Here is a 12,764-nt window from a genome sequence, read left to right as displayed (position 1 = left end):
ATGACAATTCATTGGTGCGGCACTGGCCTGTCCTCAATCCCCGGTCTGCGGCGGCTGGTTGAGGGCGGGCATGAGGTTGTGGTGTGGAACCGCACGGTTGACAAGGCACGCGAGGCGGTGGGCGACATTGCCACCGATATCCGCGCGTTTTCGATGGAGGCGCTGTCCGACGCCCTGCACCCCGGCGATATCGCCATCTCCATGCTGCCCGCCGATCAGCACGTGCCGATTGCGCTGCTTTGTCTGCAAAAGGGGGCGAACTTCGTCTCCTCCAGCTACATCGCGCCGGATATGCGCGCGCTGGACGGGCAGTTCCGCGAAAAAGGGCTGGTGTCTTTGAACGAAATCGGGCTGGACCCCGGTATCGACCATCTGATGGCGCATGATCTGGTCGCGCGTTACCGCGCCAGCGCGGGGTACCATGCCGACAACGTGCTCAGCTTCACCAGCTATTGCGGTGGGGTACCCAAGCAGCCAAACGCGTTCCGCTACAAATTTTCATGGGCCCCGGCGGGGGTGCTCAAAGCCCTGCGCTCGCCGTCGCGGTCGTTGCGGAACTTTTCCGATCTGCGCGTCAACCGTCCGTGGGAGGCGATCACCGCCTATGACGCGCCGCTGCCGCAGCCCGAATCGTTCGAGGTCTATCCGAACCGCGACAGCCTGCCCTTCATCGCCGATTACCGCTTTGACCCCGCATGGAAGCTGCGCGACTTTGTGCGCGGCACCATCCGGCTGAACGGTTGGGCCGAGGCATGGGCCCCGATCTTCGCGGAAATTGAGGCGCTGGAGGGGTCATCGCCTGCCGAGATCGACACCGCCCTGACCGCCCGCGCCAATGCGCTGCTGAAAGACAATTCCTACGCCCCGGATGAGCCCGACCGCGTGGTGCTGTTCGTGTCGCTGAAGGCCGAGCGCGACGGCAAGCCGGTGTTCCATGAGACATGGGCGATGGACGCCGCAGGCGATGCGCGCGGCACCGCCATGGCGCGTCTGGTCTCGGTTCCGGTGTCGCTGGGGGTCGAGGCGGTGGCCGCCCGCCAGATTTCCGCCGGGGTGCATGCCGCCCCGCATGACCCGAAACTGATCGCAGACTGGATGGATCAGGTGCAGGGTCTGGTCCAGTATCTGGCCCGCGTCGATCATCTGGCCTGACAGGTCCAACCACCAACGCTACGCGGGGTGACAGACACCCCGCGCATCGGCTATGCTCGGGCCTGACAAGCACCGGGAATCCGGGCGGGCAGGGCAGGCGGAACCTTATGGCCTTTTATCGCGCATCTCAGGGCGGCTTTGGCGCGGGCGGATGGCGCGCCCGTCTTGCCGTCTGGCGCGCCGCGCGCGGCCCGGTGGCAAACGGCTTTGCCTCCTCTCCCGAACCCCGGTCCATCGGTCTGTTCGCCAAGGGTCGGCAGCTGGTGGCGGGCAACTACCTGTTTGCGGGCCACCTGATCGAATCTCCCGGCGCGGGTCTGTGGGATATTACCCCGCCCGACATCGACTTCGCGGCCGAGCTTCAGGGTTTTGGCTGGTTGGATGATCTTGCGGCCCTTGGCGACGCGCAGGCGCGCAACCGCGCCCAAGTCTGGACACAAGACTGGATCACCCGCTTTGGCGCGGGGCGTGGCCCGGGCTGGACGCCGGACCTGACCGGGCGGCGGGTGATCCGCTGGATTCACCACGCGCTGTTCCTGCTCAACAGTGCCGACCGGGATGCGACCGATGCCTATTACCGGGTGCTGACCACCCAGACCCGCTATCTGTCGCGCCACTGGGCCAGGGCCGCCCCCGGCCTGCCACGGTTTGAGGCGCTGACAGGTCTGGTCTACGCCGGTTTGTCGCTGATCGGGATGGAGCCGCTGGTCGGCCCCGCCGTCGCCGCCCTTGCCGCCGAGGCAAGGGCCGAGGTGGACGAGGGCGGCGGCATCACCACCCGCAACCCCGAAGAGCTGCTGGAGGTGTTCACCCTGCTGAACTGGGCCGCACAGGCCCTGTCCGAAGCGGGCCATACGGTGCCAAACGATCACCTTGACGCGATCGAGCGTATCGCCCCCACGCTGCGCGCTCTGCGCCATGCCGATGGCGGGCTGGCCCGGTTTCACGGCGGCGGCAAAGGGGCCGAAGGGCGGCTGGATCAGGCGCTGGCGACGGCCCGCATCCGCCCGCACAAACCGCTGGGCCACGGCAACGCCCCCGCCATGGGCTATGTGCGGCTGTCTGCCGGGCGCACCTCGATGCTGATGGATGCCGCTGCCCCGCCCGGCGGGCGCGCCGGCGGGTCCGCCCATGCCTCGACCCTCGCCATAGAGGTGACATCGGGCCGCAGGCCGCTGGTGGTCAATTGCGGGTCGGGCGCGCCCTTTGGCACCGAATGGCGCCGCGCGGGCCGGGCCACCCCGTCGCATTCCACGCTGGGCATCGACGGCGTGTCCTCCTCGCGCTTTGGCGCCGGTGCGGGTGAGGTGCTGGAGGAACGCGCCGCCGTGCTGACCCTGCGGCAGCAGGCCACGAAAGAAGGGGCCGCCGTGCATGCCGCGCAGGATGGCTGGGCCATGACCCACGGCCTGACCCATGCGCGCGATCTGGCCATGTCGGCTGATGGCCGCCACATCGCCGGGGCCGATACGCTGATCTCGCTCAACCCCCAAGGTAAGGCACGGTTTGAACGGGTGCTGACCGCCACCGGGTTGCAGGGTGTGCCGTTTTCGATCCGCTTCCACCTGCATCCCGACACTGATTCGACGCTCGACATGGGCGGCAACGCCGTTTCAGTTGCCCTGAAATCAGGCGAAATCTGGGTGTTCCGCCATGACAGCCCCGCCACATTGTCGCTGGAGCCGTCGGTTTATCTGGAAAGAGGGCGGCTGAAACCGCGTGCGACAAAACAGATCGTGCTTTCGGGCTTTGCGGCGGGGATTGAGACCCGTATCGGCTGGACCTTGGCCAAAGCACAGGATACTCCGCTGGCCATCCGCGATCTGGACCGCGACGACACCCCGGTCCCCCTCTGACCAAAGGGCTGCCTCATGACCAACCTCGTCCCCGTCGGCCGTGCGCTGATTTCCGTCTCTGACAAATCCGGCCTGCTCGATCTGGCCCGCGCGTTGCACGCCATGGGGGTAGAGCTGATTTCCACCGGCGGCACGTCGGGCATGCTGCGCACCGCCGGTCTGCCGGTGCGCGATGTGTCTGATGTGACGGGCTTTCCGGAAATGATGGATGGCCGCGTGAAAACCCTGCACCCATTGGTGCATGGCGGTTTGCTGGCGCTGCGCGATGACGACGAACATCTGGTCGCCATGGCAGCGCATGGGATCGAGCCGATCGACCTGTTGATCGTCAACCTTTACCCGTTCGAGGAAACTGTGGCCAAGGGGGCCGACCACGCCACCTGTATCGAAAATATCGACATTGGCGGCCCGGCGATGATCCGCGCGGCGGCGAAGAACCACAAGTTTGTCGCCGTAGTCACCGACCCCGCCGATTATACCCCGCTGCTGGATCAGCTGAAGGCACAGGATGGCGCGACCAGCCTTGGCTTCCGCCAGAAGCTGGCCTTGTCGGCCTATGCCAAGACCGCCGCCTATGACACTGCCGTCAGCAAATGGCTTGCGGGTGAGATCAAGGAAAAGGCCCCGCGCAACCGCTCCTTTGCAGGCAAGCTGGCGCAGACCCTGCGCTATGGCGAAAACCCGCACCAGTCGGCAGCGTTCTATACCGACGGGTCAAAGCGTGAAGGCGTCGCCACCGCGCGGCAGTGGCAGGGCAAGGAACTGTCCTACAACAACATCAACGACACCGATGCCGCATTCGAGCTTGTCGCCGAATTCAGCCCCGAGCAAGGCCCCGCCTGCGCCATCATCAAACACGCCAACCCCTGCGGCGTGGGCCGTGCCAGCAGCCTGAAAGACGCCTATTTGCGCGCCTATCACTGCGACCAGACTTCGGCCTTCGGTGGTATCGTCGCGCTCAACCAGCCATTGGATGCCGAGACGGCGGAAGAAATCGTGAAGATCTTCACCGAAGTCGTCATCGCACCGGGCGCGAGCGACGAGGCAAAGGCGATCTTTGCCACCAAGAAAAACCTGCGCCTGCTGACCACATCCGGCCTGCCTGATCCGCGTGCCGCTGGGCTGGCCTTCAAACAAGTCTCCGGTGGCCTGTTGGTGCAGGACCGTGACAGCGGTTTCCTGACCCATGCCGACCTGAAGGTGGTGACCAAACGCGCGCCGACCGAAGCCGAACTGGCTGACCTTTTGTTCGCGTGGAAAGTCGCCAAACACGTCAAATCCAACGCCATCGTCTACGTCAAGGATGGTGCCACCGTCGGCGTCGGCGCAGGCCAGATGAGCCGGGTCGACAGCACCCGGATCGCCGCCCGAAAGGCGCAGGACATGGCCGATGCGCTGGACCTGCCGCAACCGCTGACCATCGGCTCTGCCGTGGCATCCGACGCGTTCTTCCCCTTTCCCGACGGGTTGCTGACCGTAGCAGAGGCCGGGGCGACGGCGGTGATCCAGCCCGGCGGCAGCATGAACGACGCCCAAGTGATCGCCGCAGCGGATGAGGCCGGGCTTGCCATGGTCTTCACCGGCATGCGCCACTTCCGGCACTGACCCATGCGCACAGCCACCATCACCGCGATTGCCACCTTTGCCATCGACCAGATCTCGAAACTGGCGGTGGTTCAGGGTCTGAACCTGATCGAGCGTGGCGTGATCGAGGTGGTGCCGCCCTATCTGGTGTTCCGCATGGCGTGGAACCGGGGCATCAACTTCGGCCTGCTGGCAAACGACGCCGATCTTGTGCGCTGGGGGCTGATCGTGGTGTCGCTGGCGATTGCGGCCTGGGTCTGGACCTGGGTCCGGCGCGAAAATCCGGGTCTGTGGACCCAGATTTCGGCGGGCCTGCTGGTCGGCGGGGCGCTGGGCAATGTGATTGACCGGATCGTCTACGGGGCCGTGGCCGATTTTCTGAACATGTCCTGCTGCGGGTTTGAAAACCCCTATGCCTTTAATGTGGCTGACATTGCCATTTTTGCCGGTGCCGCCGGTCTTGTGCTGTTCTCTGGCGGCGGCAAGGATAAGGCACCGCGCAAGCCGCGCCGAAAGACCCCGTGACGCGGGGCAATGATTGGGTTAAGACGGGGGCGTTGGACTTGGTGGAGGCGATGATGCAGGCAGGACGGATACTCCTCGCAATGACATGCGCGGCTGTTCTGGCTGGGTGCGCCGGTGGCGACACGCCGCAGCTGATGAACATCCGCTCCACCTCTGCCGGGCCGGATGAATTCGGCATCCTGCCGCCAAAACCACTGGAAATGCCGACCGATCTGGCCCAGCTGCCCGAACCCACGCTTGGTGGCACCAACCGCACTGACCCCACGCCAGAGGCGGATGCGATCATCGCGCTTGGCGGTCGTCCTGGTGCCGGGGCGGGGCTTGATGCCGGGCTGGTCAACCATGTCTCGCGCTATGGCGTAGCGGCTGGCATCCGCCAGACGCTGGCCGCCGAAGATCTGCAATGGCGGCGCGACAACAATGGCCGGGTGCTGGAACGTCTGTTCAACGTGAACGTCTATTACCGCGCTTACGCCGACCAGCAGCTGGACCAGCATGCCGAGCTGTGGCGCTGGCGTCAGCGCGGGGCCCGCACCCCTTCGGCCCCGCCGCCGAAAGAAAAGGAATGATCCGCATCTGATCTGCCCCTGCCGGTCACATTGCCGTAGGCAGGGCTTGCGCATTGCGCCGCGCGGGGTAGCTTTGCGCCACAACGATCAAGGATTATTCCGCAATGCTGCGCTGCACACTTGCGCTTTGCCTGCTGGCCGCCACTCCGGCCCTTTCCGAAGATGTCACCACCTTCCGGCTTGAAAACGGGCTGGAGGTTGTGGTGATCGAAGATCACCGCGCCCCTGTCGTCACCCAGATGGTCTGGTACCGCACCGGGGCCGCGGATGAGGCACCGGGCAAGTCCGGCATCGCGCATTTTCTGGAACACCTGATGTTCAAGGGCACCGATACGCTGGCCCCGGGTGAGTTTTCCGCCACGGTCGAGGCGCAGGGCGGCAATGACAACGCCTTTACCAGTTGGGATTATACGGCCTATTTCCAGCGCGTCGCCGCCGACCGGCTGGATCTGATGATGCAGATCGAATCCGACCGGATGCGCAATTTGACCATCTCGGAAGAAGACATCATCACCGAACGCGCGGTCATCATCGAAGAGCGCAAGCAACGCACCGACAGTAGCCCCGCAGCCCTGTTGCAGGAACAGATGCGCGCCGCACAGTTTCTGAACCACCCCTACGGCATCCCGATCATCGGCTGGTTGCACGAGATGGAGGGGCTGGACCGTCAGGATGCGCTGGACCATTACACCCGGTTTTACGCCCCCAACAACGCCATTCTGGTTGTCGCGGGTGACGTGACGCCTGATGCGGTGCGCGACATGGCGCAGACCCATTACGGCCCGCTCGCGCCCTCTGACGCCATCATCGATCGCATCCGCCCGGCAGAGCCGCCGCAGATTGCCGAACGCCGTCTGACACTGGTCGATGCGCGCGTGTCGGAACCCTACGTTTTGCGCACCTATCTTGCCCCGGAACGCGATCCGGGCGTGCAGGAACAGGCGGCGGCGCTGACGATTCTGGCCGAATTGCTGGGTGGCTCCGGCCAGACTTCGCTCTTTGCCCAGGGGCTGCAGTTCGGGGCTGATCCGGTGGCGGTCTACGCCTCGGCCTATTACAGCGGCACCGCGCTGGATGACGGCACCTTTGGCCTTGTGGTGGTGCCGATGCCCGGTGTCGATCTCGCCACGGCAGAGGCTGCGATGGATGACATCATTACCACCTTCATCGAAACCGGCCCCGACCCCGAGGATCTGGCCCGCATCAAGACCCAGATCCGCGCCAGTGAGATTTATGCCCGCGACAACGTCGATGGCCTTGCCCGCCGCTATGGCGAGGCGCTGGCCGTCGGACTGACCGTGCAGGACGTGCAGGACTGGCCCAATGTGCTCGAAGCCGTCACCGCCGAACAGGTCGTGGAAGCCGCGCGCGACACGCTGAACCGCAACCGCGCCGTCACCGGATGGCTGATGCCCGAAGCGGAGGCCGCAGAATGAAAATCCTCAAGCTTGCAACCCTGTTGATCGCCTTCGCCCTTCCCGCGCAGGCAGATATTGACATCCAGACCGTCACCTCGCCCGGCGGCATCACCGCCTGGCTGGTGAATGAACCTGATATCCCCTTCACCGCGCTGGAAATCCGGTTTCGCGGCGGCACCTCGCTGGACGCGTCGGGCAAACGCGGTGCCATCAACCTGATGACCGCGCTGATCGAGGAAGGCACCGGCGATCTGGACTCGGTGGGCTTTGCCCGTGCCCGCGATTCCCTTGCCGCCAGCTACAGCTTTTCCGCCGATCAGGACTCGGTGGGCGTTTCCGCGCGGTTCCTGACCGAAAACCGCGATGAGGCGGTGGATCTGCTGCGCCGCGCCCTGACAGAGCCACGATTTGACGATGACGCGATTGAACGGGTGCGGGGGCAGGTGCTGGCCGGTCTGCGGCAGGATGCCAAAGACCCCCGCACGCTGGCCAGCCAGCGCCTGCGCGCAATGGCGTTTGAAGGCCACCCCTATGCCACCACCGGCGACGGCACCATCGACTCGGTATCTGCCCTGACGCGCGATGACATGGTCGCGGCGCTTCTGGCCAGCATAGCCCGCGACCGCATCTATGTGGCCGCTGCGGGGGACATCACCGCCGAAGACCTCGGCCCCATGCTCGACACGCTGCTGGGCGGCCTGCCCGCCACCGGCACCCCGCTGCCCGCGCGCGCGCCGATGAACCTGACCGGCGGCATCACCGTGCAGGATTTCCCCGGCCCGCAAGCCACGGTGCTGTTCGCGCATGAAGGCATCAAGCGCGACGACCCAGACTTTTTCGCCGCCTCGATCCTGAACGAAATCCTTGGCGGCGGGCGTTTTTCGGCCCGGCTGATGACCGAGGTGCGCGACAGGCGCGGGTTGACCTATGGCATCGGCAGCTATCTGATCGGCTATGATCAGGCCGAAATGCTGATGGGCCAGTTTTCATCTGCCAACGCCACAGTGGGGCAGGCGATAGAGGTGATCCGCGACGAATGGCGCAAGATCGCAAGTGATGGCGTGACAGAGGCAGAGCTGGAGAAGACCAAGACCTACCTCACCGGCAACTACCCGCTGCGCTTCGATGGCAACGGCCCGATTGCCGGTATGCTGGTGGGGATGCAGATGATCGGTCTGTCTCCGGATTACCCCAAAACCCGCAACGCCAAGGTAGAGGCGGTGACGATGGAAGACGTCAAACGCGTCGCCGCCACCCTGTTCCGCGAGGGCGATCTGCGCTTTGTCGTGGTGGGTCAGCCCGAAGGGGTCACCTCGACCGAGTGACCAAGGGACGATCCGAATCTATGGCCCTTCGGGCCGGTCGGTGCTAGACTTGGGGGTATGAACATCGCCACCCCCAACATATCCACAGATCGCCCGGTGATCCGGCCGCTGGATGAGGCTGCGATCAACCGCATCGCGGCGGGAGAGGTGGTGGAACGCCCCGCCTCGGCGGTCAAGGAACTGGTGGAAAACGCGCTCGACGCCGGGGCCACCCGCATTGCAGTGGAGTTTGCCGATGGCGGCAAGACCCTGATCCGGGTGAGCGATGACGGCTGCGGCATGACCGCTGCCGATCTGCCGCTGGCCATTGCCCGCAATGCCACGTCAAAAATCGACGGCACTGATCTTCTGAACATCCACAGCTTCGGCTTCCGGGGCGAGGCGCTGGCCTCGCTCGGCTCGGTCGGGCGGCTGACGCTGACCTCGCGCGCACAGGGCCATGATGCGGCGCAGATCACGGTGGCCGGCGGCCGCATCGGCGATACCCGCCCCGCAGCGCTGACCCGTGGCACCGTGGTCGAGCTGCGCGATCTGTTCTACGCCACCCCGGCACGGCTGAAATTCCTGCGCACCGACCGGGCCGAGGCGCAGGCGATTGCCGAGGTGATCCGCCGTCTGGCGATGGCCGAACCGCATGTCGGCTTCACCCTGACCGAAACCACAAATGGCGACGCGCGTGTGATCTTCCGCGCCGACCCGCAATCGGGCGATTTCTTCGATGCGCTGCATGGCCGCCTGACCGGCATTCTGGGCGCGGATTTCACCACCAATGCCCTGCGCATCGACATCCCCCGCGACGGGATGCACCTGACCGGCTATGCCGCCTTGCCCACCTATTCGCGCGGCTCGGGCGCGCAGCAGTTCGTTTTCGTCAACGGCCGCCCGGTGCTGGACAAGCTGCTGCTGGGCGCTTTGCGGGTGGCCTATTTCGACTTTCTGTCCCGCGACCGCCACCCGGCGGCGGTGCTCAACCTGTCCTGCGACCCCGAACGGGTGGACGTCAACGTTCACCCCGCCAAGGCTGAGGTGCGTTTCCGCGAACCCGATGCCGCGCGCAGCCTGATCATCACCGGGTTGCGCACGGCCCTGTCTGGTGCGGGCCACCGTGCCTCGACCACCGTCGCCGGTGAAACGCTCGCCGCGATGCGTCCGGAACCGCGCCTCTATCAGATGGACCGCCCGTCGCAGGCCACCTTTGCCCGCGCCTTTGCCTTTCAGGCCCCGGAACCGACTGGTTTCGCTGAGAGTCCCACGGCCCGTTTTGACGCGCACAGCACAGCAAGCGATGAGACGCCCGCGACGAACCACCCCCTCGGGGCGGCCCGCGCGCAGGTGCATGAAAACTACATCATCGCCCAGACCGAGACCGGCATCGTTATCGTCGATCAGCATGCCGCCCATGAGCGCCTGGTCTACGAACGCCTGAAACGCCAGATGGCCGAAACCGGCATCACCGCACAGGCGCTGCTGATCCCTGAAATCGTCGAACTTTCCCCGACCGACGCCACCCGCATCCTCGACGCCGCCCCGACGCTGGCCGAAATCGGACTGACCGCTGAACCCTTCGGCGGCACTGCCATCGCCGTGCGCGAAACCCCGGCCATTCTGGGGGCCGTCAACGCTGCCGCGCTGATCCGCGATGTGCTGGACGAGCTGGCCGACTCTGGCCACACAACCAACGTCCGTGCGAAAATTGACGCCGTGCTGTCGCGCATGGCCTGCCATGGCTCCATCCGTTCGGGCCGCCAGATGCGCGCCGAAGAGATGAACGCGCTGCTGCGCGAAATGGAGGCGACGCCGCATTCGGGCCAGTGCAACCATGGTCGCCCCACCTATGTGGAATTGAAACTGCACGACATTGAACGGCTGTTCGGGCGCAGATGATCACGCTATTCGGCCAGACCTTCGCAATCACCGACCCCGAGGTGCTGATCCTTGGCGGTGCTGCCCTGATCCTGTTGATCTTCCTCGCGCTGATCCTGCGCGCCGCAGGCCGGTCCGCCACCATGGCAGCCCCCCTGATGCGCGAAATGGGCTGGCTGTCGCAGCGCGTCCAGCAGTTGGGCGACGGTCAGGAACGGTTGGCCGGGGGCCTGCATCATGTGTCGGAGACGCAGGCGGTCAGCCAGACCGCGATGCTGCAGGTGATGGAACAGCGTCTTGCCGAAGTGTCGCGCCAGATGGGCGAAAGCCTGCACGGCACCTCGACCCGCACCGCCCGCAGCCTGGGCGAATTGCAGCAGCGCCTGGAAACCATCGACAAGGCGCAGGCCAATATCGAGAAACTGTCGGGCAATGTGTTGTCCTTGCAGGATATCCTGTCCAACAAACAGACCCGTGGCGCGTTCGGGGAAATCCAGCTGCATGACATTGTGCAAAAGGCGCTGCCGAAAGACGCCTACACCATGCAGGCCACGCTTTCCAACAACCGCCGCGCTGATTGCCTGATCCACCTGCCCAACCCGCCCGGCCCGATCGTGATCGACGCGAAATTTCCGCTGGAGGCATATGAGGCGATCCGCCGCGCCGAAACCCCGCGTCAGGCGCAGGAAGCCGCCACCCTGATGCGCGGCGCGGTGCGCCAGCACATCCGCGCCATTGCCGAGCGATACATCATCGAGGGCGAAACTGCCGATGGTGCCCTGATGTTTCTGCCGTCCGAAGCGGTCTATGCCGAGCTGCACTCCAACTTCCCGGAAATCGTGCGCGAAGGCTTTGCGGTCAAGGTCTGGATCGTTTCCCCCACCACCTGCATGGCCACGCTGAACACGATGCGCGCAGTGCTGAAAGACGCGCGGATGCGCGAACAGGCAGGCGCGATCCGCAAAGAACTGGCGCTGCTTTACGCCGATGTCGACCGGCTGGGCAACCGGGTCGAAAACCTTGACCGGCATTTCGGGCAAGCCGCGAAAGATCTGGAAGAAATCAAGATCAGCTCGGACAAGGCCACCAAACGCGCCCGCCGGCTGGACAATTTCGACTTTGAGGACATCGCCAATACTCCGCCCACCCCGGTCATCGCGCCGACTGCGGCGGAATAGTCAGATCCGGAAGAACGGCTGCGCCAGCCTTGGCAGCAGGGCGTTGAACTTCAGCGCGCCTTGGGTCGCCGCCAGACAGATGCAATCCGCGCCCGCCTCGGCCACCGGCGTATGTTCGACCGACGCATCGGCAATCTCGATATCGCCCCGGCCAAAGCGGTCTGCCTCATCGCGGAACGCGCCTTGCAGCACCAGCGTCAGCTCCAGCCCGCGGTGGCCGTGATCGGGCATCGCGGCACCAGCCGGAATGTACAACAGCCGCGCCGACGCGCCCCTGTCGCCGATCCGCAGGATCGCTTGGCGCACCCCCATGCCAAGCGACCGCCACTTCACCGCCTCCAGCCCGCCGCCGACATAATCCAGCAGCGGCGCAGGCAGCACGGCGTCGGTGCGCCGAACCTCGGGGACCTGTGCCTGCGGCAGCTCAGAAATCCGGGCCATGCAGGCTTCCAGACTGCCCGCCGACATCTCGCAGGTGCTGTCCTCAATCACCGCGCCGCCAAGGGCGTCAAAGGCCATCGACCGCGCCCGGCATTCATCACACATCGACAAATGCGCCGCGATCACAAGATTGAACGCCTCTGGCAGATCCGCCGCCGCATAGGCCATCAACAATTCATCCGACAGGTGGTGCTTGATCGTCATTTTTCCGTTGCCTTCACATCCATCTGTTGGCGCAGCCGGTCCAGCGCCAATCGTATCCGCGACTTTATGGTCCCTAAGGGCAGCCCGGTTTCTGCGGCAATCTCGCTGTGCGACAGATCGCCGAAATAGGCCCGTTCAATCAGGACGCGCTGTTTTAGTGGCAATTGGGCCAGTGCCTTGCCCAACCGTTCAGTCTCTTGCTGTGCCTCAAGCACCTCGGCCTGATCGGGTTCAGGCTCTGGCCCCCAGGGCAGATCTTCCGGCTCGGGGCGGCGCGATTTGCGCAGCGCGTCGATCCGGCGGTTGCGGGCGATGGTGAACACCCAGGTCGCCACCGATGCCCGCTCGGCATCAAACAGCCGCGCCTTTTGCCACAGCGTCGCCATGACATCCTGCGCACATTCCTCGGCCAGGGCCTCAGAGGCCCCGGACTTCATCAAAAACGCCTTCACCCGTGGCGCAAAATGCCGGAACAACGCGGCAAAAGCCGCTTTGTCCTGATGATCCCGCACCCGGAACACCAGGGCCGACCACTCTGTCTGTTCGACATCCGCCGCCAAGCGCAAATTCCCTTTTCGCCGCAAGCCCCTGCTGTGACCCGCAGCATAGGGCTGTGGTCTGGCAGGCGCATCCGCTTTCTCGGCTCCCA

At 65.0% G+C, this 12,764-nt stretch carries 11 protein-coding genes; 9 read left to right on the top strand and 2 right to left on the bottom strand.

Translation table 11 applies throughout. The features are described from left to right. The 9 genes from Q7J44_RS10745 to Q7J44_RS10705 all read left to right on the top strand — a co-directional run bounded on the left by Q7J44_RS10745 (position 1) and on the right by Q7J44_RS10705 (position 11,470). Positions 1 to 1,152 carry a saccharopine dehydrogenase C-terminal domain-containing protein gene (locus tag Q7J44_RS10745; RefSeq protein WP_304879706.1) on the top strand — a complete coding sequence of 384 codons (1,152 nt, stop codon included), beginning with the start codon at positions 1 to 3 and terminating at the stop codon, positions 1,150 to 1,152. A gap of 107 nt (positions 1,153 to 1,259) precedes the next feature. Then, complete coding sequence (locus tag Q7J44_RS10740) at positions 1,260 to 3,008, top strand: heparinase II/III family protein (protein WP_304879705.1); 1,749 nt, start codon at positions 1,260 to 1,262, stop codon at positions 3,006 to 3,008. A gap of 15 nt (positions 3,009 to 3,023) precedes the next feature. Next, a complete protein-coding gene (purH, locus tag Q7J44_RS10735) occupies positions 3,024 to 4,613 on the top strand; it encodes a bifunctional phosphoribosylaminoimidazolecarboxamide formyltransferase/IMP cyclohydrolase (protein WP_304879702.1) in 1,590 nt (529 codons plus the stop codon). A 3-nt stretch (positions 4,614 to 4,616) separates the two neighbouring features. After that, positions 4,617 to 5,117, top strand: a complete 501-nt coding sequence (gene lspA, locus Q7J44_RS10730) for a signal peptidase II (protein WP_304879700.1) — start codon at positions 4,617 to 4,619, stop codon at positions 5,115 to 5,117. Positions 5,118 to 5,197: 80 nt separating this feature from the next. Then, complete coding sequence (locus tag Q7J44_RS10725) at positions 5,198 to 5,686, top strand: DUF3035 domain-containing protein (RefSeq protein ID WP_304879698.1); 489 nt, start codon at positions 5,198 to 5,200, stop codon at positions 5,684 to 5,686. A gap of 104 nt (positions 5,687 to 5,790) precedes the next feature. Further along, complete coding sequence (locus tag Q7J44_RS10720; RefSeq protein ID WP_304879696.1) at positions 5,791 to 7,122, top strand: pitrilysin family protein; 1,332 nt, start codon at positions 5,791 to 5,793, stop codon at positions 7,120 to 7,122. Next, positions 7,119 to 8,429: a pitrilysin family protein gene (locus Q7J44_RS10715; RefSeq protein WP_304879694.1), complete on the top strand. Its 1,311-nt coding sequence runs from the start codon at positions 7,119 to 7,121 to the stop codon at positions 8,427 to 8,429. The genes Q7J44_RS10720 and Q7J44_RS10715 overlap by 4 nt, the downstream gene beginning before the upstream one ends. Positions 8,430 to 8,486: 57 nt before the next feature. Further along, entirely contained in the window at positions 8,487 to 10,313 is a 1,827-nt protein-coding gene (gene mutL, locus Q7J44_RS10710) for a DNA mismatch repair endonuclease MutL (RefSeq protein ID WP_304879692.1), read from the top strand. Continuing rightward, positions 10,310 to 11,470 (top strand): DNA recombination protein RmuC, encoded by a 1,161-nt coding sequence (locus tag Q7J44_RS10705; RefSeq protein WP_304879690.1) that lies wholly within the window; start codon positions 10,310 to 10,312, stop codon positions 11,468 to 11,470. Before mutL ends, Q7J44_RS10705 begins: the two co-directional genes overlap by 4 nt. Here Q7J44_RS10705 and Q7J44_RS10700 read toward each other — a convergent pair whose 3' ends face one another. After that, positions 11,471 to 12,115, bottom strand: coding sequence for a ChrR family anti-sigma-E factor (locus Q7J44_RS10700; RefSeq protein ID WP_304879688.1), 645 nt, complete (start codon positions 12,113 to 12,115; stop codon positions 11,471 to 11,473). Then, positions 12,112 to 12,675 carry a sigma-70 family RNA polymerase sigma factor gene (locus Q7J44_RS10695; protein WP_370692994.1) on the bottom strand — a complete coding sequence of 188 codons (564 nt, stop codon included), beginning with the start codon at positions 12,673 to 12,675 and terminating at the stop codon, positions 12,112 to 12,114. The genes Q7J44_RS10700 and Q7J44_RS10695 overlap by 4 nt, the downstream gene beginning before the upstream one ends. Between the last annotated feature and the right edge of the window lie 89 nt (positions 12,676 to 12,764).

This window comes from Pseudotabrizicola sp. (genome assembly GCF_030656345.1).
In the GTDB taxonomy this organism is placed as follows: domain Bacteria; phylum Pseudomonadota; class Alphaproteobacteria; order Rhodobacterales; family Rhodobacteraceae; genus Pseudotabrizicola.
The sequence above is the reverse complement of the archived record's forward strand: the minus strand, read 5'-3'. Positions and strand labels throughout refer to the sequence as shown.